Origin of the sequence: Pseudomonas sp. NFACC25, from assembly GCF_900100935.1 — a bacterium.
In the GTDB taxonomy this organism is placed as follows: Bacteria; Pseudomonadota; Gammaproteobacteria; order Pseudomonadales; family Pseudomonadaceae; genus Aquipseudomonas; species Aquipseudomonas marginalis.
Map to the genome: position 1 here is coordinate 26,824 of NZ_FMUC01000017.1, position 20,554 is coordinate 47,377.

Here is a 20,554-nt window from a genome sequence, read left to right on the forward strand (position 1 = left end):
AGCGTCGCTAGTCGAGCAGTCCGCCCTGCTCCCGTACGTGCTTGATGTCTCTCGAGGGCGGGGCTCCGAAACGCCGGGCATATTCACGGCTGAATTGAGCGACACTTTCATAGCCGACGCGCAACGCGGCGGTGTTCACGTCAACACGATCGGTCAACATCAGGCTGCGTGCGGCTTGCAGCCGTAACGCCTTTTGATACTGAACGGGGCTGGTGCCTGTCAGCTTGCGAAAACTGTGATGCAGCGTAGAGCTGGCCATTCCTGATCGTTCGGCGAGATCGGCCACGTGCAGCGGTTTGTCGTAGTGATGTTTCAGCCATTCAATGGCTCTCACGATGCCCTTGTCTCGGTAACCGTCGCGGGTGACGCTGCGCAACCACTGCCCTGCACCACTTAACAACAGCCGAACGCATATTTCCCGCTTGATCAGATCCGACATCAAGCCTGCTTCAAGCGGCCGTTCGATCAGCGTAGCGAGTCGAGCGAATGCATCGAGCATCTCACTCGACGCCGCACCGGATACGAAGCCCCGCGCTTCTGTAGCTATTTCCTGCGCGGGGGGGGCCAAGGTCTGGATCACCTCGTTGAGCATGGAGAGGTTGAGCTTCAACACCACGGATAAATAGGGGGTTGCCTCGCTGGCGGCGGTAACGCGGGCCAATGTGGGGATGTCGACCGACGTGACGAAGAACGCCCCCGGCCCGAACTCACAGGCCTCCTCGCCGAACGTGATCTCCTTCGCCCCCTGCAGAATGATGGCCACGCAAGGCTCATAAATGCAGTAAGTGGGCGTACCCAGCTCAGCCATTCGATAAAAGGCCAGGCCTGGAATCGATGTCTTGCAGACCTCGTTCAAACCAATCTGCCGGGTGACTTTTTCGATCAGCCGTCCCAGTGCCTGGAGACGCTCGTTGGGCTGTATGGGATCGCGCAACGTCAGAGAATGCAGGTGGCCGGAACCGAACTGCGAGAAGGAACCGCTCGTCATCACATGCGCCCCTGTTTACGGAATGTTCGAGTCTGCTGAGAGTGCGTGACCAACACAAGCGCATCGGCAGGATTGTGCAAAAAATATGGCGTATTAGGGTCACCCGGCACCCCCTCGTTGTTCTAACTTCCAGTACGAATACCGGCTTCGATGATCCCGTGAAACCTCGGTCGCGAAAGGAACGTTGGATGGACAGACGAGATTTTCTTACTTACTCGGCAGTGGGCACTGTTGCAGCCGCTTTGCTGCCAGCCTCGAGTGTCGCCAGTTCGACAGCCCCAGCGCCCTCTTTACTGACAGAGCGCGGGAGCGTGATGCGTACGGAAGGCCGGCCAGTGCGCACAGGCCTGCCCCTCAATTCACCCTCGCCTACCCTGCGATACATGACGTCTCAACGCTTTGGCATGGGCGGGACACAGATTGGCAATATCTTTGCGCCGCTCAGCGACGAGCAGGCGGGCCTGGTTCTACAGGCCGCCTGGGACGCGGGTGTAAGGCTTTACGACACGTCGCCGTTCTACGGGTTTGGTTTGAGTGAATATCGGGTAGGCCGCTTTCTGCACGGCAAAAATCCGAACGACTATGTGGTCTCCACCAAGGTAGGACGGGTTTTGACTGCCGCGGGTGGCCCGCGCGCGGACCATGCCATCTGGAAGTCACCCGCGCCCTTCAACTACCGGTATGACTACACCGCGGCAGGCGCACGGCGTTCCGTGGAAGACAGCCTGCAGCGGCTGGGGCTGCCGCGTATCGATATCGTGTTTATCCATGACATCTCGCCCGATAACAGCGAACTGGAAGGCGGTTGGGAAGCGGCGTATCGCATTGCGCGCACAGGGGCGATGGTCGAACTTGAAAAGATGCGTGATGAGGGCCTCATCAAGGCTTGGGGCTTCGGCGTCAATACGCCGAATGCTGTGGTCCAGGCAATGGCCGGTGATGACCCGACTCCCGACATCGTGTTGCTTGCCTGCCAGTATTCCCTGCTCGAGCACGGCGATGCGTTGCGCAACACCTTTCCGGCGTTGAGCAGGAAGGGCACCAGCGTTGTGGTTGGAACACCACTGAACGATGGATTCCTGGGAGGACGCAGCCGATACAACTTCAGTTTGGACCTGCCTGCCGGAGCGGTGGAAAAGCGCGCGCGAATCATGGCGGTTACCAAACGACATGGCATCGATATTCATACTGCCGCCCTGCAGTTCGCGGCAGCACATCCGCAAGTGTCAGCGATCATTCCGGGTGCCCGCACGCCGGGGCAGATCGTTTCCAATGTGCAGGCGATGAAGGTCGGTATCCCGGCAGCCTTTTGGGAGGAGCTCAAGAGCCGGAACCTGATCGATGCCCAAGCACCGGTCCCTTCCTGAGCAGGGTCTACGCCCGTGCAACCTGCTGATGTGGCGCTAGCGTCGCTGGCCTCATTTAACCCGAAACCTATCTTCCTGGTTGCAGCAACGCTGCAGATAGCAGCCGCTTGATCCGCCTGTTCCAGTAAACAAACTGCGCACGCGTCCAACTAAAAACACTCGTCCAAGGCCGCAATAAATGAAGATACGCACGTCTTTCATGATTTTAGGCGGCCTGCTTGCGCTGTCCGGCAGTGGCTACTTACTCGCCGACACACTCGCGCTGAGCGTTCCATTGCCGGCTCCACTCCCACAGCTAAAAGTGCTGACACTCCTTATAGGTATACACCTGCTCGGCATGTGCTTCGGTCTCGGTGGGGCGACGATGCTGGACCTCTGGATCTTGCGTTGGATGCGCCGGGGCAGCCTCCCGGTTGAAATCGGACGCACCTTCCACTTCATCAGCGACGCGGTCACTATTGGACTCTGCCTCCTGTGGCTTTCAGGCCTTGGTTTCCTTGCCCTTTACGCGATGGAGTCGCCGGAAAAGTTTGAAAACCCCAAACTCTGGGCGAAAGTCATTGTGGTGATCGTGCTGACTATCAATGGAATAATCATCCACGCGCTTGTGCTGCCAGAAGCCCTACGCGACCTGAGTCGCCCCCTGCTCTTTGGCGTGTCCCGCAAAAGAGCGGCCTTGTTTCTCGCCTCCGGTGCAGTTTCGGGGGTGTCTTGGTACACGGCTTTTGCCTTCGGCATTTTTCGTGAGTTAAACAACAGTGTCACCTTCACCCTGCTGGTCATCATGTGGCTTACGCTGATAGTCGCCGCCTCTCTCGCCGCAATGCTGCTCTGGTTAAACTCTGCCGCGGGAACCAGAAAACCTCCGTCGCTCAGTCATCCGACGTGAAGATAAAGACCCGCTTGGGCATTGCGTGTAACTGCAACGCTTGCCAATCACGGCAAAGCGGCCGGGTCGTCCTCACGCATAGCCTTACCTGTAGCTCGCAAGCCCGTTATGAAATCTGTCGAGAACGTTGTTCATCCAAAATCCTTGGCAGATTGCCTTCGATCCAGTCAACCAGGCCTTCGACATGGCGGGCTACTTCAGTTCCCATAGGGGTGAGGCTGTACTCAACGTGGGGTGGCACGACCGGATAGGATTTGCGCAGGACGAAACCATCGAGTTCCAAAAACTGGAGGGTCTGCGCAAGCATCTTTTCGCTGACGCCTCCAATCTTGCGACGCAGATCGCTGAAGCGATGCGTACCCGCGAGCAAGGCCACCAATACTAATACTCCCCAGCGGCTGCTGACGTGCTGGAGCACGACCCTCGAGGGACAATCCGGGTCGAATAATTCACCGCTGCGCAGTCGGTTGGCCACTGTTGCGGGACGGGTTGCTCCAGAGGGCTCGGAATCCGGCATGCTTACTTACCTTTAGGTACGTACTTACGAAAAGTTAGTTAAGGCCCTACTCTGCCTGCTCTATCACTTTTTGTAAAAGGAACCCCTCATGATCGCCGTCACCGGAGCCACCGGCCAACTTGGCCGCCTCGTTGTCCAGCAACTCAAGCAAAAAGTACCCGCGTCCAACCTGGTCGCGCTGGTGCGCAGCCCTGACAAGGCGAGTGATCTAGGCGTGGAGGCACGTGTTGCCGACTATGACAATCCGCAAACCCTGGTCGCGGCGCTCAGCGGAGTCGACACGCTTCTACTCATTTCCTCAAGCGAAATAGGTAAGCGACTCTCACAGCATCGAAATGTCATCAACGCAGCAAGGCAGGCCGGTGTGGGTCGCGTCGTTTATACCAGTGTACTGCACGCGGATACCTCTTCATTGAACCTCGCCGAGGAGCATCGGCAAACGGAAGCCGAGCTCACAGCATCGGGGTTGGCATTCACGATATTGCGTCATGGTTGGTATACCGAGAACTACACCGGCTTTATCGCTGGTGCGTTATCGGCCGGTGAATTTATCGGCAGCGCAGGTGATGGAAAGATTGCCGCGGCGACACGGGAAGATTTCGCCCAGGCCGCTGCCGTCGTGCTCACCCGCGACGATCAAGAGGGGAAGGTCTACGAGTTGGCGGGTGACAGCGCCTGGACGTTATCGGAACTCGCAGCCGAGGTTTCTCGGCAAACGGGCAGGAACATTCCCTACAAGAACTTGCCTGAAACTGACTACGCCTCTGCGTTAATCAATTTCGGCCTCCCGGAGCCACTCGCACAGGCCCTGGCGGGCTACGATGTCAACGCATCCCAAGGCGCACTTTTCGATGATAGCCATCAGCTTTCGACGCTGATCGGCAGGGCCACGACTTCACTTTCAGCAGCAGTGGCAATCGCGCTCAAAGGGCAATGATCGCAGGACACCGTGGCGCCGCCGAGCAGCCACGCCAACAAAGAGCGCAAGGGCTGTAAACCCCTGTGTACCTTTGAGCAATGGCGAATTCGGGTCATTGACGATCGGGTGGCCAGCCAGGCTTAAGGTTATTGCTGGTGCATGATTGCTCCATACCGGCGCCCGTCAAAAATCGACGGTCGCCGATAGTTGCAAGGTACGCGGATACCCCGGGGAAAACGCACCATAGGAGGCCACGCCGGACCAGTACTCACGGTCGAACACGTTCTGTACCGTGGCGCGGAATGTCGTCGGCCGCCCTTCTATCTTGGTGGCGTAACGCGCACCGGCGTCAATGCGGGTCCAGGCGTCGAGTTCCTGGGTGTTGGCCTGGTTGACGTATTGGCTGGCGGTGTAGATCGCACCACCCGTGAGGGTGAAACCTTCCAGCCAGGGGGTGTCGTATTCCGCCCACAGATTGGCCTGGATATCGGGCACGCCGACCGGCTTGTTGCCCTGGTTAGCGGCAGTCGCCGACTGGGTCAGCTCGCCATCGAGGAAGGTCACGCCCCCCATCAAACGGGTGCCGGTGGCCACTTCGCCGAACACGCTGAGTTCCAGGCCACGGTTGCGCTGTTCGGCCTGCACCGAATACACGCCATTGGCGCCCAGTTCGCCGGCAGGTTTTTCGATCTGGAACAGCGCCAGTGTGGTCATGAAGGTGCCGTGTTCATACTTCACCCCCAGTTCGTGCTGCTTGGACTCATACGGCGCAAAGGTTTCCCCGGCATTGCTCGCCGTGCCCGGTGCCGCATCGCCTTTGCTCAGCCCTTCGACGTAGTTGTAGTAGAGGGAGACGTCCTCCCAGGGCTTGACCACCACACCCAGCAACGGCGTGGTGGCGTTGGCGCTGTAACGCGAGCTGACGGTGCCGGCGGCATTGTAGTTACGCGACTCGATAAACTGCCGGCGTACGCCCAGGCTCAGTTGGAGACGGTCATCCAGCATCCCCAAGGTGTCGGTCAACGCCACGCCGGACAGCTCCGACTCGGAGATTCGCAGCACCTTGGGCGTGTTGATGTATTGCTTGGGCGTGTCCACCGGGTGGTAGATATTGGAGAGGATCGTGGTGCCGTTGTTGATGCCCCGCGACAGCTCATCCTGGTAACGGGTCGCCATCAGCGTGGTGGTATGGGTTACCGGCCCGGTGGCGAAGAGCCCGCGCATCCCCACATCGGCGGTAGAACGGTCGACGTTGAATTTGTAATAGCCCGGGACGTTGCTGGTGTCGCCCGCGTCATTGAGGATGCGCGGCACCTGGTCGGACATGCGTTTCACATCCGACTTGCCGCCCCCTGCATGGGCGAAAACGGTGAGGTTGTCGCTCAGATCATATTCACCGCCGAGCAATGCGGACTGTTCCTTGGTATCCGACCAACCCCACTTTTGCGGCAGGCTGGTGCGGCCATTGGGGGCGGATGGCACGTCAACGCCCGGCGCGATGGTGAACGGGCGTGAGGCACCGTCGAAGCTTTCTTTCTGGCTGATGTAGTCCAGGTTCAGGCGCAGCCGCTCGCCACGATAATCCAGGGCAATCGCACCGATCCCTACGTCGCGATGCTGGTCGTTCACCGCCGTATCACCGCCCTGCAAGCTGCCGTTAAAGCGCACGCCGAACTGGTTTTCCTCACCAAAACGCCGACTGATATCCAGGTGCCCGCCCGTCTGGGAGTCCGACGCGTAGCTGCCGGTGAACCGGGTCAGGTCTTCCTCCAGCGGCCGTTTGGGAACGATGTTGATGACCCCACCCACACCACTGTTGGGCGAGATGCCATACATCAAGGCACCCGGCCCCTTGAGCACTTCGACACGCTCGGCGTACTCGGTAAAGACCCGGTAATTGGGGGCCACGCCATACACACCGTCGTAGGCCAGCTCACCCAGGTTGCCTTCGCCGATGGCAAAACCGCGAATGAAAAACGAATCGACGATACCGCCGGTCTGGCCGGTCGAGCGCACCGACGGGTCGCGTTCCAGGGCATCGGCAACGGTGACGGTTTGCAGGTCGGCGAGGGTTTTGGCGGTGTAGCTGGTGACGCTGAACGGCGTGTCCATCACGTCTTTGTTGCCCATCATGCCCAGCCGCGCGCCGCGCGCCACCTGTCCACCGGGGAGGACTTCGGGCAACGCCGTCGGGCCGTTGTAGCGGCCGTCGATCGTGGTGGTGTCGAGGGTCAGGCTGGGCGTGCTGTCATCCGTGGCGGCAGGCGTTGGTGTCTCAGCCCAGGCATTGGCGCCCGCTGCGACCATGACGAAATTCAACAGGGCGGTTCGAATGGCGAGGGTTAACGCGCGTTCACCGCAGGGCCGACTGGCAACAGGCATGACGAGAGGATCCTTTCAACGAGGGAAAATGGGAATTACTCCTAATGCCAGTCGACGTGCGAAAAGGTATCACCCCCCCGTATGATTTTTTTTGCACGGTGCGCAGGGTTGTGCTGGACGCCGCGTTCCTCACACACTGGCATGAAATGGCCCTGTGGCTGACCAAGGAGTACGCATGTCCCAAGCAGGTGCCATCCCGGGTTCCCATGTAAGAATCCTCATTTATCTTCTGTTCGCGATCCAGTTGGTCTCCATGGGTGCGATGGAAATGAGCGGGCCGTTCTGGCCCGTGCACCTGCGCGGGCTGGCCTCTTCGGAGTCGGTATTCAGCTTCGCCAGCATCGCCGTGTACGTCGGGCCGATGCTGGGCATCATGCTGACCAGTGCATTCTGGGGCCGTATCGGCGATCGCTGCGGCCACAAACTGATGATGATCCGCGCACTCGCGGGGTTGTCCCTGACCCAGCTCGGACTGGCGTTTTTCAGTGACATCTGGGTCATCCTGATCCTGCGTTTTCTACAGGGCGCCTTTGCCGGCTATATAGCCCCGGCGCAGGCTTACGGGGTCAGTATCGAAGCGCCGTCGCGACGGGCGCGGTTATTCGCGATCCTGCAGATATCGACCAATGTCGGCTCACTGCTGGGTGCGGTCGCAGGCGGCCTGATCCTCGATTACGGGACGTTTTTCTGGATCAACATCGTCGCCTCGGTGCTCTGTGCACTCTGTACCGTCATCGCCGCCGTGACGTTGCCGGATGTACCTCCCGTACCGAAAAAACCGGCGGTGGCCACCCGCGCGCCGGCCGCAGGCACCGAAAGCCTATGGCGCGGCTCTCCCCTGCTGTCGCTGCTGTGCGTCATGGGGATCCTGCTGCTGGCGCGCATGCTGCCGCAGACATCCTTCTCGCTGTACGTGAGCTCGACCTTCGAGGTCAGCCACTCAATCGTGGGCCTGTGCTACGGGTTGCTGGCGCTGGGCTTTATTCTGTCGGCAACGGCATGGTCGCGCTACTTCGAGCATCGTTCCCAGGCAGAAACCCTGCAACGCATCACGTATATCGTCATGGCCTGCATCGCCCTGACTGCCGTGGCGGGCGTAACGCGCAGCCCCGGGGTATTTATCCTCGCCTACTTCATTTGGGGAGTCCTGCTGGGGGCGACCACCCCCGTGCTGATGGCGCTGGTCTCGAAAACCGCCGACAGCTCGCGACAAGGCTACGTACTGGGTATTACCCAAAGTACCGCGCAGTTCGCCTCGATTGCCGGCATCTCCATCGGTGGCTTGTTGAGCCAGGTCTACGGCCTGCCATACACCTATCTTTTCGTATGCCTGGCCTATGCCGTGGCGCTGGTTCCCATGGTGGCGTTGCGGTACTGGTGGGCGTCCGCGCCGTCCAATCGCTGATTAGCGCCTTGATACGCCTGTCACACGCCTGATCACCGGACATGATCGCGCTTGCGCTCACGTCGGTTTGTCAACTAGCATTGGGAATACTTCTCAATTACAAACAAATCTGCCGCCATGAGCGAAACCTCTTCCGCGAATCACCTCAATCACCTGCGCGCCATCGAGGCCCTGTACAGCGGGCATCACGGCTGGCTGTATGCCACGCTGAAGAGAAAACTGGGTAACGCCATGGATGCGGCGGATCTGGCGCAGGACACCTTCACCCGGATCCTCGCCTCACAGGTCACGGTGATTGACCAGCCACGGGCGTACCTGAGCTGCGTGGCCAAGGGCATCCTGGTCAACTGGTACCAGCGCAAGGCACTGGAACGCGCCTACCTGGATGCGCTGGCGAACGTGCCCACCCACGAAGCACCGTCGCCCGAGGCGCACTTCATGGTGCTGGAAACCCTGCACGAAATCGACGCCATGCTCGATACTCTGGCGCCCCTGGTCAAGCGCGCCTTCCTGTTGTCGCAGATCAACGGCCTCAAGTACGACGACATCGCCGAGCAACTGGGTGTATCGCTGATCACCGTCAAGCGCTACATGAAACAGGCCTTCGTACAGTGCCTGATGCTGGTGGAGTGAATGCTCGGTCTGCGCAGGGAACCGCCGCTGGACCCGCAGGTACTCGAAGAAGCCGCCGAGTGGCTGATGCGCTTGAGCGAACGCGAACTGAGCGAGCACGAGCGCGCCGAATGGGAGCGTTGGAAGGTCAGCAGCCCGGAGCGGGATCGCGCCTGGTCCCGTGCGCAATTGCTGCAGAGCAAGTTCGGCGGCCTGCCGCCCGCCCTGGCGATGTCGGCGCTCGACCGGCCAGACAGCCCTGAACGTCGTGCAGCACTGGGCAAGCTGGCGATCCTGCTGGCGCTGGCGCCCGCGGGTTGGGGGAGCTGGAAGCTGGCGCAATCGCAGCAATGGTCAGCGGACTATCGCACCGACGTTGGCCAGCGCCGCGAACTGACCCTGGCCGATGGCTCGCGCATCACCCTGAACACCGCTACCGCCATCGACGTCGTATTCGACGACCGTCAACGGCTTATTCACCTGCGCGAGGGCGAAATCCTGGTGCAGACCGCCGTGGACACCGCCCCCCTGCCCCGGCCGTTCCTGATCAGCACCCGTCAGGGAAGCATGCAGGCGCTGGGCACACGGTTTACCGTGCGTGAAGTCAGCCCCCGCACCCATCTTGCGGTCATCGACGGCGCGGTGAGGGTGATATTGGCCGATAACCGCCAGACCCCGCCGCTCATCGTCAATGCAGGGCAGCGCACCGACTTCTCCTCACAGACCTTTGGTGACCTGGCGCCGACCGATCGCTACATCGGTTCATGGACCCAGGGCATGTTGATGGCCGACAAGATGCGCCTGGCGGATTTCGTCGCGGAACTGACGCGCTACCGCCGAGGTTTCCTGCGCTGTGATCCGGCCATCGCCGACTTGCGCATTTCCGGGGCCTTTCCGATCAGTGATACCGATCGCACCTTGAGCATGCTGGTGCACACTTATCCCGTGCTGGCGAACAGTCATTTGCGCGGTTACTGGGTCACCCTGTCGCCCGCCTGACTCCCACGCAAAAATAAACGGCGGCCGGGGTGATACTTTTTTCGATCTCGACTGGCAAAGACAGGAACAGCCTTTTCCTCTCGTCCATGGGTCATCCTTTCATGCTCGTAGCACGGCCCCTGCGTCCGGCTCGTCCGCTCAAACCGATGGTGCACGGCGTCGTGCTCAGCCTGCTGCTGGCCGGTGCCATGTGCCCGGTGGCATTGGCGGAGGCACCGGCCCAATTGGATTCGGTCGCCGTGCAGGCCTACCACATCGCCCCCGGCCCGCTCGGCGCGACGCTCTCGAACTTTGCCGTGGACGCCGGTATCGCCCTGTCGTTCCAGCCGTCGATCACGGAGGGGTTGACCAGCCCCGAACTGAACGGCACCTACTCCACGCAGGAGGCCGTCACGCGTTTGCTCGAAGGCAGCGGCCTGGAGATGGTGTTGCGCAGCGATGGCAGCTACACCCTGGTACTGCGCCGGCTGACGCTGTCGACCACCACGGTGGAGGCGGCGCAAAAACACGCCGATAGCCTGCCGCCGGTGTACCCGGGCGGCCAGGTGGCCGAGGGCGGGCGTCTCGGTCTGCTGGGCAATACGGATGTGATGGACGCGCCGTTCAGCATCAGCACCTATACCGCGTCATTGATCAAAGACCAGCAGGCGACCACCGTGGGCGACGTGCTGGAGCGCGACTCTTCGGTCCGCTCCACCGGCCAGACGGGGGGGATCGTCGACTCATTCTTTATCCGCGGCTTTCCGGTGGGCGAAGGCAACCTCGGGGAACTGGCGTTCGACGGTGTGTACGGCGTGGCCTCCAATTACCGGGTATTCACCGACTACGCCGAACGCATCGAAGTGGTCAAAGGCCCTGGCGCCCTCCTCTACGGCATGTCCCCCAACAGCGCCGTCGGTGGCGTGATCAACGTGGTCCCCAAGCGCGCCCTGGACGAGGACCTGACCCGCGTCACGGCCACCTATGCCCAGGACCGACAACTGGGCACCCATATCGACCTGAGTCGGCGGTTTGGCGAGGACCGGCGATTCGGCATGCGCGTCAACGGCCGCGTGCAGCAGGGTGACACTGTCATCGACAAGCAATCGCGGGATGTCGGGGTCAGTGCCATCGCCCTGGATTACCAGGGCGATCGCCTGCGCACCAGCCTGGACCTGATCAACCAGCAAGAGCAATTCGACGCGGCGTCACGGCCCTTCCTGATCGCGCCCGGCGTGCCGATTCCCCACGCCGCCAACGGGCGTACCAACGTCAGCCAGGCGTGGGGCTGGTCCAAGACCCGCGACAAGTCGGCATTGCTGGGGGGCGAGTATGATGTGAGCGACGCACTGACCCTGTTTGCCCATGCCGGCGGTGGGAAGTCGAACGTGGCACGCCTTTCCGACCAGACCCCGACCATCATCAACACCGCCGGCGACACCTCGTCGATCCCCGGCTATTACAAATTTAAAGTACGGCGCTACACGGTCGACAGCGGTGCCCGACTGCGTTTCGACACCGGGCCGATCAGCCACAGCACCACGCTGCAGGTCACGCGCTATCGCGATGAGTTGTCGCGCGGCATTATTTCCGGCCCGCCGATCCTGTCGAACATTTACCACCCTGTCTCACGACCCGAGGCCGACATTGCCACGCCGGCCACGCCGAAAGTCTCGGCGACCGAATTGTCCGGCGTGGCGGTTGCCGACACCTTGTCGATGCTCGAGCAGCGCCTGCAGGTGACGGCCGGCCTGCGCAAACAGACCATCCGCTCCAACAACTACGACGCGGCGGGTACGGTGACCACGGCTTACGACGACGGCAGGACCACGCCGCTGTTCGGCGCAGTTGTCCGGCCCTGGGAGCATGTGTCGTTCTACTACAACTACCTGGAAGGCTTGAGCAAAGGCGATATCGCTCCCGCCACGGCCTCGAACACGGGCCAGATCTTTGCCCCCTACGTCTCACGCCAGCATGAGGTCGGGGTCAAGCTCGACTACGGCACGGTCATGTCCACACTCGCGCTGTTCCAGATCACCAAACCCAGTGGCGAGCTGTCAGGCACCACCTTTGCGGTACAAGGCGAACAGCGCAACCGGGGCCTGGAGCTGAACGTATCCGGTGAGGCCGGCCAAGGCACACGCCTGCTCGGCGGGGTGACGCTGCTGGATGCGCAACTGACCAAAAGCGCGGTTGCTGCCAACCGGGGCAATACCCCGGTGGGGGTGCCGAAGGTGCAAGCCAACCTCTGGGCCGAGTGGGACGTGCCCTGGGTCGAGGGGCTGACGCTAACCAGCGGGGCGTTGTACACCGGCAGCCAATATGTGAACCAGGCCAACACCCAGCAGTTGGACCCCTGGACCCGCTTCGACATGGGCGTGCGCTACAGCACGCGCATCGCCCATCGGCCGACGACCTTTCGCGCCACGGTACAGAACGTGTTCGACCGCGAGTATTGGTCGGGGGTCGCTTCCTATGGTGCGTTCTCTCAAGGCTCGCCACGCACCCTTCTACTGTCGACCACGGTCGATTTCTGAAACCTTCGGCCCGGCGCGACTAGCTGCACCGCCACCCGGCCCGACCACTGCAAAGGCTTTAACCATGGTTACCATTGTTCGACGCAGCCACGCCTTCGCCGGGCTGCTGCTTGCGGGTTTGTTGGGATGGGCGCTGCCGTCGACGGCCGCCGAGCCGCAGGCACCACGCAGCACCGTCACCGATTTGCTCGGGCGCCAGGTCAAGGTGCACCTGCCGGTCCGGCGCGTGATTCTCGGGGAAGGCCGTCAGTTGTACCTGGTTGCCGCGCTGGATACGCAAAACCCCATCGAGCGAATCGTCGGCTGGCGCAAGGACCTGATCCAGTCCGACCCGGACACCTATGGCGCTTACCTGCGTAAATTTCCCGCCATCGCCAAAATCCCCACCTTTGGCGGCTTTGAAGACGGCACCTTCGATATCGAGCAGGCCATCTCCCAGCGCCCGGACGTGATCATCCTCAATATCGAGGCCCAGCACGCGACCGAGGACGCCCGCTATATCGAGAAGCTCGATGCCCTGGGGATTCCAGTGGTGTACGTCGACTTTCGCAACCACCCGATGCAGAACACCGAACCGACCATGCGCCTGTTCGGCCAGTTGTTCGGCAAAGAGGCGCGTGCCGAAGCGTTTATCGACTTTCGCAACCAGCAGATCCGCCGCGTCACCGACGTGATCAACGCGCAACACCCTTCGCGCCCCAACGTGTTCATCGAGCGTATCGGTGGCTACACCGACGATTGCTGCCTGAGTTTCGGCAATGAAAACTTCGGTCTGTTCGTCGATATGGCGGGGGGCAATAACATCGCCAGAGGCGTTATTCCCACCACCTTTGGCCAGCTGAATCCCGAGCAGGTGATCGTCGCCAACCCGGAACAGGTGGTGGTCACCAGTGCCAACTGGGAAGCCTTTGCCCCCGGTGGCCACTGGGTCGGTGTGGGTCCCGGTGCCGACATGGCCCAAGCCCGGCGCAAACTGGCCTGGTATACCCAGCGCCCGGCCTATGCCGGGATCAAGGCCCAGGATGACCAGGCGTTCCATGCCATCTGGCACCAGTTCTACAACAGCCCTTATCAGTTCGTGGCCATCCAGCAGTTGGCCAAGTGGTTTCATCCGACACTGTTTACCGACCTGGACCCTGAAGCCTCGTTTCGCCAATTGCACGAGCGATTCCTGCCGGTGCCCTATGAGCCGGGTTACTTCGTGAGCCTCAAGCCATGAGTGCCGTGATCCAACGCGATACCTACCGGGCCCTGGTGCTGCGCAAACGCCTGATCCTCGGAGGCCTGGCCCTACTGTTGCTGTGCAGTGTGCTGCTTGACCTGGCCCTGGGGCCGGCGCGCTACAGCTTCCATGAAGTGCTCGGTGCACTGTTTGCGCCGGACAGTGCGCCGGCACAGGTTCGCGTGGTGATGTGGGACATCCGCCTGCCGATCGCCCTGATGGCGGTTGCCGTGGGTGCGGCGTTGTCACTGGCCGGCGCGCAGATGCAGACCATCCTCAACAACCCGCTGGCCAGCCCCTTCACCTTGGGCATTTCCGCCGCCGCCAGTTTTGGTGCAGCCATGGGGCTGGCGTTTGGTGTGGCGCTGTTTCCGTTGGCGGCGCAGTACATGGTGCCGGTCAACGCGTTCATCATGGCCATGCTGTCGGCGTTGCTGATTCACTTCCTGAGCATGCGTCGCGGGGTCACCGCGGAAACCATCGTGCTGCTGGGCATCGCCCTGGTCTTCACGTTTAACGCGTTATTGGCCCTGGTGCAGTTTTTCGCCACCGAGCAAGCCGTGGCAGCCGTGGTGTTCTGGACCATGGGCAGCCTGACCAAAGCCACCTGGCCCAAACTCGGGGTGATCTGCCTGGTGATCGCGATCACCCTGCCGATCTTTGCCAAGCGCGCCTGGGCCCTGACCGCACTGCGACTGGGTGACGACAAGGCCGCCAGCTTCGGGATCAATGTACGCAGCCTGCGCTTTCAGACGCTGATCATGGTCAGCCTGCTCGCCTCGTTCCCCGTGGCCTTTGTAGGCACCATCGGCTTTATCGGGCTGGTCGGCCCGCATATTGCGCGGATGTTGATCGGCGAGGACCAACGCTTCTTCCTGCCGGCCTCGCTGCTGACCGGCGCACTGATTCTGTCCGCCAGTTCAGTGGTGAGCAAAACCCTGATCCCCGGCGCCATCTTCCCGATCGGGGTGGTCACTTCGCTGATCGGCGTGCCGTTCTTCATATCACTGATCCTCAGCGGGAAGAAAAACACATGGTGAAGATTCAGCTGCAAGACCTGGGTGCCCGCTATGGCCAGCGCACGATCATCCGTGGCGTTACCACCGCCGCGTTCACCGGCGGCCAGGTGGTCGCGGTGGTGGGGCCCAATGCGGCGGGCAAGTCCACCCTGTTCAAACGCATGGCCGGGCTGATCGACGGGCCTGGACAGGTGATCCTGCAGGACTCGAAAAAGGGCCGGCAGGGCATCTGCTACATGCCCCAGGGCTTGAATGCCAGTGCGCGGTTGACGGTCTACGAATCGGTACTCCTGGCCCGCAAGCAACTGTCGCCGCAATGGACCGTCCACGATGACGAGTTGAACCTGGTGGACGAAATGCTCGAGGCCCTTGGCATCAGCGACTTGTCCTTTCGCAACTTGGGCGAACTCAGCGGCGGCCAGCAGCAACTGGTGTCCATCGCCCAGACCTTGGTGCGCGAACCGGAAATCCTGCTGATGGACGAACCCACCAGCGCCCTCGACATGCATCGCCAGGTGCAAGTGTTGAACTTCATGGGCGCACTGGCCCGCCAACAGCAGGTCATCGTGTTTATTGCCCTGCATGACCTGAACCAGGCGTTGCGCTTTGCCGACCAGGTATTGGTGATTGCCGACGGCACCGCCCAGGGCAGCGGCGCGAGTCATGAGGTGATCACCGAACACATGCTGCGCGAGGTGTACCAGGTTGAGGCGCGGATCGAGCAGTGCAGTCGGGGACAACGGCATATTTTGATCGACGGCATAACTTGACTGCGTACCCAAGGCGAACCACAGCTTGATGCGAGAAACCGATATTTGCACCTTTACAGGTCAGGCAACGACACGCTCTGGAGCGCCGTCAGCCCAAGCAACAGGGACCCTGGCCACTGCCGACGGCGCCAGGTCACTCACGCTATCAAGTCGACCAATTTGCTCCGCAGAGAGCTGCAGTGTCAGCGCTCCAAGGTTATCGGTAAGTTGGCCAAGTGAGCGCGGGCCGATGATGGGAACCGCACCATGCGTGCCTGCCCAAGCAATGGCAACCTGGCCCGGGCTGACGCCGTGTTCACCCGCTATAGCGACTACCGCGTCCAGCGTCTGCGTGCGCTGTGCCGAGTTCTCCGGCTGGAACACACGGCCTGCGAACCCTTCAGCACGCCCCGTTTCACCTTGCCGGTACTTTCCGGTCAACATACCGCCCCCCAGGGGTGACCACGTCACGATGCCGAGACCGAGCGCATGCGATGCCTTGAACAAATCGGCCTCGGGCTCGCGATGCACCAAGCTATGTTCGAACTGCGCAGCCGCAATCGGAACGGCATGGGACAGTTCGGCCAGCGTGACCGCACGGGCGAGGCGCCAGGCGGGGAAGTTCGACAGGCCCGCGTACAGGATCTTGCCGGCACGCGCCAGGTCCTCGAAGCCTCGGACGATTTCCTCAAGGGGCGTGGTGCCATCCGGGTGATGCGCCCAGTAAATATCAATCCGATCGGTTTTGAGCCGTTTCAGGCTTGCCTCCACGGAAGCCACCATGGCCTTACGGCTGTTGCCGGTGACCAGTCGGTTCGCATTCTGCACTGCGCCACTGCTGAACTTGGTGGCGAGCACAAAATCCTCACGCCGCCCTTCCAGCAATGTACCGAGCAGTTCTTCGGATTGCCCGAATTGGTAGACGTCGGCCGAATCGATGAAGTTGCCGCCAGCTTCGGCATAAGCGTTGAACACAGCTTTGCTGGCGTCGGGATCGGCGCCATAACCCCAGCCTGTGCCGAAGTTGCCCGTGCCGAGCGCCACCTGTGAAACCTGCAAACCGGTCTTTCCAAATGATGTGTACTTCATGCTGTGCTCCGTCAATTGAATCGGCCCTGTTGTCGGGATCGACTGGGCGCATGACCGCCTTGATAGCGTTCCCCTGCGCTTTAGTGACTTTCATCTTCAAGATCTGTGTAGATAGACCAGCAGTGAAGCCTACAGCCATCATTGATGTCAATCGCAATCAAAGATCTTGACGACGAAGATTATGATCGACATCATTGAAGTACTTGCCTCGCAAGGGTGCTGGCAATTCGCGCGCCCATCTGACCGCGCCCACCTGCTTTCGTCGAGGCGGGCTTGGCCTTCGAGTTTGCCGCCATGGTCCAGGAAAACCTCGCCGGGACGCCCAAGGACAAGGGCATCGTCACCTTCAACTACCCTCAGGTGGGTCGCAGGCGAACCCAAGGTTTCCAGCTGGGTCAACTGATTTAGCACAACGCACGTGGTCACCTGACCAGGAGAAGACGATGACATTCAAGGCACTGCTCGCCAGCAAGACCGGTGACACCCTTTCAACCCGCTTGGTTGACTTTGAGGACGAGGATTTGATGCCGGGCGACGTCACCGTCGCGGTCGAATACTCAACGGTGAACTACAAGGACGCGATGGCACTCAGTGGCCGGTCACCGATCATCCGCACGTTTCCGCTGATTCCGGGGATCGACTTTGCCGGTGTCGTAGAGTCGTCGACCTATCCCGGCATTGTGGCCGGCGACCGTGTGCTGGCCAACGGCTGGGGGCTCAGCCAGACTCACCACGGCGGCTTCGCCCAGAGGGCACGGGTGAGCGGTGATTGGCTGGTCAAGATTCCCGCAGCGTTTTCGGCCCGGGATGCCATGGCCATCGGCACAGCAGGGTACACCGCAATGCTGTCCGTGCTGGCACTGGAACATGGCGGTCTGACGCCTGCGCGCGGCGACATCCTGGTGACCGGCGCCAATGGCGGCTCTGGATCGGTGGCGATTGCCCTGCTGTCCAAACTGGGCTATCGCGTGATCGCATCGACCGGGCGGCTTGAAGAAGCCGATTACCTGCGCGCGCTCGGCGCGAACGAAATCATCGACCGCCACACCCTGTCCGCACCGGGCGCACCGATTTCCGAAGAGCGCTGGGCGGGCGCCATTGACTCGGTCGGCAGCCATACGTTGGCTAACGTACTGGCGCATACCCGGTATCGTGGCGTAGTCGCGGCCTTCGGACTTGCACAAGGCGCGGATCTGCCCGCCTCTGTACTCCCCTTCATCCTGCGCAACATCAGCCTTGCTGGCATTGATTCGGTCAATGCGCCTCAGCAGATACGGCTGCAGGCGTGGTCGCGCCTTGCCAGTGACCTGGATCTGGACAAGCTTGCCCGAACCTCAAAGGTGGTTGGCCTCGGCGATGTTCCTGACATCGCCAGCCGCGTGCTCGCAGGGAAAATTCAGGGGCGTACCATCGTTGACGTGAACGCGTGACGGGGCGGCGGGGTTTTCCAGTGCCACCACGCGCTCTTGTCCGAGGCGCTGCCTCTGCTGGCGAAAATCGATGATCAACCGAGGATCGACCGCCTGCTCTCTCGCACGCCCATGAAGCGCATCGGCAGGCGCGCTTGAGGTCTCCCGGACTATTGCTCGCTGCCTGGCGATACCGGCAAGGAAGCCGATATCCGGGCGTGGCAAACCTCGAGTATTTCATCGGCGAGCGGCGAATCATCCGGACACGCTCGCGACAACACCACCGCGCCAACGGCATGAGCCAGTACGTCGATCATCTTCGCTCTCGTCTCGCCCGGCGCAGCGTCTTCGACGGTCGGAGACTTTTGCACCAGCGCTTGCAGCATGCGGTCTATGCCTTCGGCGAATGCACGCTTCAGCTCATCCGACTGACGCGCCGCGTCTCCACACAGGGCCGCCATGGTGCAGCCCTCGCCACGCCGATCACGGTGATCCCTCGACACGTAGATATCGATGAACGTCTGAATATCAAGCGCCTCGGTACCGGCGAGCGACCGGGAAAGACTGCTGGCTGCAGCCTCGGCCATCAAATCGGCCTTTGAGCCGAAATGCTTGTAGAAACCTCCGTGGGTGAACCCGGCGGCCCCCATGAGATCCACCAAACCTACGCCGTCAAACCCCCGCTCACGAAACAACACGGAGGCCGTCTCGACGATGTGCTCGCGATTTGCCTGCGCCTGCGCTTTGGTCACTTTCACCTGCGATACCTCGAACTTGCACAAAAAACCTACGCCCATAGTACATAGATGTTGATTGCAATCAAAATAATTGACAGCTTTGATTATGATCACCATCATAAAGACAAACCAATCCCTCTTCCGCCACAGCCACAGAAGACACCTCACATGACCGATCAAAATCTGTTTACTGCCTATACCCTTGGCTCACTGACCCTCGCCAACCGCATCGTGCTCGCGCCCCTGACGCGCAATCGCGCCGGCACTGGACTGGTGCCCAGCGAGTTCGCCCCCACTTACTACAGCCAGCGCGCTTCAGCCGGGCTGCTGATCACCGAGGCCACCCAGATTTCGGCGCAGGCCCAGGGTTACCAAGACACACCCGGTCTTTACACCCAGGCGCAGATCGACGGCTGGCGCCGGGTCACCGAAGCGGTGCATGCCAAGGGCGGCAAGATTTTTGTGCAACTGTGGCACGTTGGCCGGGTTTCCCATGTGGACCTGCAACCGGGCGGTGCCGCCCCAGTAGCGCCGTCGGCCATCCGTGCCCAGACCAAGACCTTCGTCAATAACGGCTTTGCCGACGTGTCCGAGCCACGCGCACTCGAACTCGACGAACTGCCAGGCATCGTCAACGATTTCCGCCAAGCGGCGGCAAACGCCATTGCGGCCGGCTTCGACGGCGTGGAACTCCACGGTGCAAACGGCTATTTACTCGATCAATTCATCAAGGACGGCGCCAACCAGCGTACCGATGCCTACGGCGGTTCGATCGAAAATCGTGCGCGCCTGTTGCTGGAAGTGACCGCTGCCGTGGTCGCCGAGATTGGCGCGGACCGCACGGGCATTCGCCTGTCGCCGGTCTCGCCCGCCAATGGTGTGTCGAGCAGTGAGCCGCAGGCTCAGTTCGATTACATCGTCGACCAACTCAATGCGCTCGACATCGTTTACCTGCACGTCGTCGAAGGTGCGACCGGTGGGCCACGCGACGTGGCGCCGTTTGATTTCGATGCGTTGCGCCAGCGCTTCCAGAACACCTACATCGCCAACAATGGCTACGACCAAAACCTGGCCAACTCGCGGCTTGCGCAGGACAAGGCTGACCTCATCGCCTTTGGCCGCCCGTTTATCGGCAACCCGGATCTGGTGGAGCGGCTCAAGGCCGGTGCGCCGCTGTCCGCCTTCGACCCCACCACCCTCTACGGCGGCGGTGCGACGGGCTACATCGACTACCCGACACTGGCCGAAGCCAGCGCTGTCGCCAACTAGGCAGTGCCTGACCGGGCCAGGTTTTATTTGTGCCCCCCTCTCACTGAGTGACCGAAGCTTGTATCCGGGAAGGTCCAGGTAACTCCGTATAAATGGCGTGCTTGGTGTCGTTACCTGTGTTCTGGCACCAAACGAGCCAGCGTCGATTACAGAACGATCACCACTGGGGGCACAAGGGGTAAGGCAGGAGTGCGCAAAAGGCTGGAAAGATGAAGTTGAATAACGATAAGTGCGACATCAATGAGTGCGTTGAATCAACCGCAGCCGCACCGCCCGATACAGGACACACAGGCCCACATCAGGATCAAGCGACACCCGCGAAATCACCGACCAGCAAAGTACTTGAAGACGCGGCTCAGCCTGTAATCGTCTGGCGTAGCTTGATGTTGCAGCAGTAACACTGCGAAGTCGCATTGCTCCGTCAACACCCGTCGCCGTGCAACCAGACATCGAGCCCGGAGCGGCC

General features: G+C 61.1%; 18 protein-coding genes. 13 read left to right on the plus strand and 5 right to left on the minus strand.

Annotation, left to right across the window (positions count from 1 at the left end; genetic code table 11):
- Window positions 1-7 precede the first annotated feature (7 nt).
- The gene (locus BLQ09_RS27000) at window positions 8-988 is read right to left on the minus strand and encodes an AraC family transcriptional regulator (RefSeq protein WP_166655332.1); all 981 of its coding nucleotides are present in this window, start codon (window positions 986-988) and stop codon (window positions 8-10) included.
- 188 nt (window positions 989-1,176) lie between these two features.
- On the opposite strand from BLQ09_RS27000, the gene BLQ09_RS27005 reads away from it, so the two are divergent.
- Window positions 1,177-2,355, plus strand: a complete 1,179-nt coding sequence (locus tag BLQ09_RS27005) for an aldo/keto reductase (RefSeq protein ID WP_092359185.1) — start codon at window positions 1,177-1,179, stop codon at window positions 2,353-2,355.
- 178 nt (window positions 2,356-2,533) lie between these two features.
- On the plus strand, window positions 2,534-3,244 hold the full coding sequence (locus tag BLQ09_RS27010; RefSeq protein ID WP_169899619.1) for a hypothetical protein: 711 nt from the start codon (window positions 2,534-2,536) through the stop codon (window positions 3,242-3,244).
- A 106-nt stretch (window positions 3,245-3,350) separates the two neighbouring features.
- On the opposite strand, the gene BLQ09_RS27015 is transcribed toward BLQ09_RS27010, so the two are convergent.
- Window positions 3,351-3,761: a winged helix-turn-helix transcriptional regulator gene (locus tag BLQ09_RS27015; RefSeq protein WP_083236413.1), complete on the minus strand. Its 411-nt coding sequence runs from the start codon at window positions 3,759-3,761 to the stop codon at window positions 3,351-3,353.
- Between the two features lie 88 nt (window positions 3,762-3,849).
- Here BLQ09_RS27015 and BLQ09_RS27020 point away from each other — a divergent pair, with 88 nt between their 5' ends.
- Window positions 3,850-4,698 (plus strand): SDR family oxidoreductase, encoded by an 849-nt coding sequence (locus tag BLQ09_RS27020; RefSeq protein ID WP_092359187.1) that lies wholly within the window; start codon window positions 3,850-3,852, stop codon window positions 4,696-4,698.
- A gap of 165 nt (window positions 4,699-4,863) precedes the next feature.
- Here the strand turns inward: BLQ09_RS27020 and BLQ09_RS27025 are convergent, their stop codons facing one another.
- A complete protein-coding gene (locus BLQ09_RS27025) occupies window positions 4,864-7,062 on the minus strand; it encodes a TonB-dependent receptor (protein ID WP_092359189.1) in 2,199 nt (732 codons plus the stop codon).
- A 175-nt stretch (window positions 7,063-7,237) separates the two neighbouring features.
- Here BLQ09_RS27025 and BLQ09_RS27030 point away from each other — a divergent pair, with 175 nt between their 5' ends.
- The 7 genes from BLQ09_RS27030 (at window position 7,238) to BLQ09_RS27060 (ending at window position 15,605) form a co-directional block, all read left to right on the plus strand.
- Window positions 7,238-8,467, plus strand: coding sequence for an MFS transporter (locus tag BLQ09_RS27030; RefSeq protein ID WP_092359191.1), 1,230 nt, complete (start codon window positions 7,238-7,240; stop codon window positions 8,465-8,467).
- 117 nt (window positions 8,468-8,584) lie between these two features.
- Entirely contained in the window at window positions 8,585-9,100 is a 516-nt protein-coding gene (locus BLQ09_RS27035) for a sigma-70 family RNA polymerase sigma factor (protein ID WP_027603406.1), read from the plus strand.
- Window positions 9,101-10,078 carry a FecR domain-containing protein gene (locus tag BLQ09_RS27040; RefSeq protein ID WP_092359193.1) on the plus strand — a complete coding sequence of 326 codons (978 nt, stop codon included), beginning with the start codon at window positions 9,101-9,103 and terminating at the stop codon, window positions 10,076-10,078.
- Window positions 10,079-10,179: 101 nt separating this feature from the next.
- Window positions 10,180-12,594 (plus strand): TonB-dependent receptor, encoded by a 2,415-nt coding sequence (locus BLQ09_RS27045; protein ID WP_092359196.1) that lies wholly within the window; start codon window positions 10,180-10,182, stop codon window positions 12,592-12,594.
- A 64-nt stretch (window positions 12,595-12,658) separates the two neighbouring features.
- A complete protein-coding gene (locus BLQ09_RS27050) occupies window positions 12,659-13,813 on the plus strand; it encodes an ABC transporter substrate-binding protein (RefSeq protein WP_092359198.1) in 1,155 nt (384 codons plus the stop codon).
- Window positions 13,810-14,856: a FecCD family ABC transporter permease gene (locus BLQ09_RS27055; protein ID WP_092359200.1), complete on the plus strand. Its 1,047-nt coding sequence runs from the start codon at window positions 13,810-13,812 to the stop codon at window positions 14,854-14,856. Before BLQ09_RS27050 ends, BLQ09_RS27055 begins: the two co-directional genes overlap by 4 nt.
- Complete coding sequence (locus tag BLQ09_RS27060) at window positions 14,850-15,605, plus strand: ABC transporter ATP-binding protein (RefSeq protein ID WP_027603401.1); 756 nt, start codon at window positions 14,850-14,852, stop codon at window positions 15,603-15,605. Before BLQ09_RS27055 ends, BLQ09_RS27060 begins: the two co-directional genes overlap by 7 nt.
- A 60-nt stretch (window positions 15,606-15,665) precedes the next feature.
- Here BLQ09_RS27060 and BLQ09_RS27065 read toward each other — a convergent pair whose 3' ends face one another.
- On the minus strand, window positions 15,666-16,673 hold the full coding sequence (locus BLQ09_RS27065; RefSeq protein ID WP_027603400.1) for an aldo/keto reductase: 1,008 nt from the start codon (window positions 16,671-16,673) through the stop codon (window positions 15,666-15,668).
- A gap of 273 nt (window positions 16,674-16,946) precedes the next feature.
- Here BLQ09_RS27065 and BLQ09_RS31710 point away from each other — a divergent pair, with 273 nt between their 5' ends.
- Entirely contained in the window at window positions 16,947-17,081 is a 135-nt protein-coding gene (locus BLQ09_RS31710; protein ID WP_256569271.1) for a hypothetical protein, read from the plus strand.
- A gap of 35 nt (window positions 17,082-17,116) precedes the next feature.
- A complete protein-coding gene (locus BLQ09_RS27070; RefSeq protein ID WP_092359202.1) occupies window positions 17,117-18,103 on the plus strand; it encodes an acrylyl-CoA reductase (NADPH) in 987 nt (328 codons plus the stop codon).
- 149 nt (window positions 18,104-18,252) lie between these two features.
- On the opposite strand, the gene BLQ09_RS27075 is transcribed toward BLQ09_RS27070, so the two are convergent.
- Window positions 18,253-18,840 carry a TetR/AcrR family transcriptional regulator gene (locus tag BLQ09_RS27075; protein WP_027603397.1) on the minus strand — a complete coding sequence of 196 codons (588 nt, stop codon included), beginning with the start codon at window positions 18,838-18,840 and terminating at the stop codon, window positions 18,253-18,255.
- Window positions 18,841-18,987: 147 nt separating this feature from the next.
- On the opposite strand from BLQ09_RS27075, the gene BLQ09_RS27080 reads away from it, so the two are divergent.
- Entirely contained in the window at window positions 18,988-20,088 is a 1,101-nt protein-coding gene (locus BLQ09_RS27080; protein WP_092359204.1) for an alkene reductase, read from the plus strand.
- Window positions 20,089-20,554 lie beyond the last annotated feature (466 nt).

Coding starts and splice junctions, on each gene's coding strand:
- BLQ09_RS27000 (WP_166655332.1), bottom strand. CDS start 988: ATGACGAGCGGTTCCTTCTCGCAGTTCGGTTCCGGCCACCTGCATTCT.
- BLQ09_RS27005 (WP_092359185.1), top strand. CDS start 1,177: ATGGACAGACGAGATTTTCTTACTTACTCGGCAGTGGGCACTGTTGCA.
- BLQ09_RS27010 (WP_169899619.1), top strand. CDS start 2,534: ATGAAGATACGCACGTCTTTCATGATTTTAGGCGGCCTGCTTGCGCTG.
- BLQ09_RS27015 (WP_083236413.1), bottom strand. CDS start 3,761: ATGCCGGATTCCGAGCCCTCTGGAGCAACCCGTCCCGCAACAGTGGCC.
- BLQ09_RS27020 (WP_092359187.1), top strand. CDS start 3,850: ATGATCGCCGTCACCGGAGCCACCGGCCAACTTGGCCGCCTCGTTGTC.
- BLQ09_RS27025 (WP_092359189.1), bottom strand. CDS start 7,062: ATGCCTGTTGCCAGTCGGCCCTGCGGTGAACGCGCGTTAACCCTCGCC.
- BLQ09_RS27030 (WP_092359191.1), top strand. CDS start 7,238: ATGTCCCAAGCAGGTGCCATCCCGGGTTCCCATGTAAGAATCCTCATT.
- BLQ09_RS27035 (WP_027603406.1), top strand. CDS start 8,585: ATGAGCGAAACCTCTTCCGCGAATCACCTCAATCACCTGCGCGCCATC.
- BLQ09_RS27040 (WP_092359193.1), top strand. CDS start 9,101: ATGCTCGGTCTGCGCAGGGAACCGCCGCTGGACCCGCAGGTACTCGAA.
- BLQ09_RS27045 (WP_092359196.1), top strand. CDS start 10,180: ATGCTCGTAGCACGGCCCCTGCGTCCGGCTCGTCCGCTCAAACCGATG.
- BLQ09_RS27050 (WP_092359198.1), top strand. CDS start 12,659: ATGGTTACCATTGTTCGACGCAGCCACGCCTTCGCCGGGCTGCTGCTT.
- BLQ09_RS27055 (WP_092359200.1), top strand. CDS start 13,810: ATGAGTGCCGTGATCCAACGCGATACCTACCGGGCCCTGGTGCTGCGC.
- BLQ09_RS27060 (WP_027603401.1), top strand. CDS start 14,850: ATGGTGAAGATTCAGCTGCAAGACCTGGGTGCCCGCTATGGCCAGCGC.
- BLQ09_RS27065 (WP_027603400.1), bottom strand. CDS start 16,673: ATGAAGTACACATCATTTGGAAAGACCGGTTTGCAGGTTTCACAGGTG.
- BLQ09_RS27070 (WP_092359202.1), top strand. CDS start 17,117: ATGACATTCAAGGCACTGCTCGCCAGCAAGACCGGTGACACCCTTTCA.
- BLQ09_RS27080 (WP_092359204.1), top strand. CDS start 18,988: ATGACCGATCAAAATCTGTTTACTGCCTATACCCTTGGCTCACTGACC.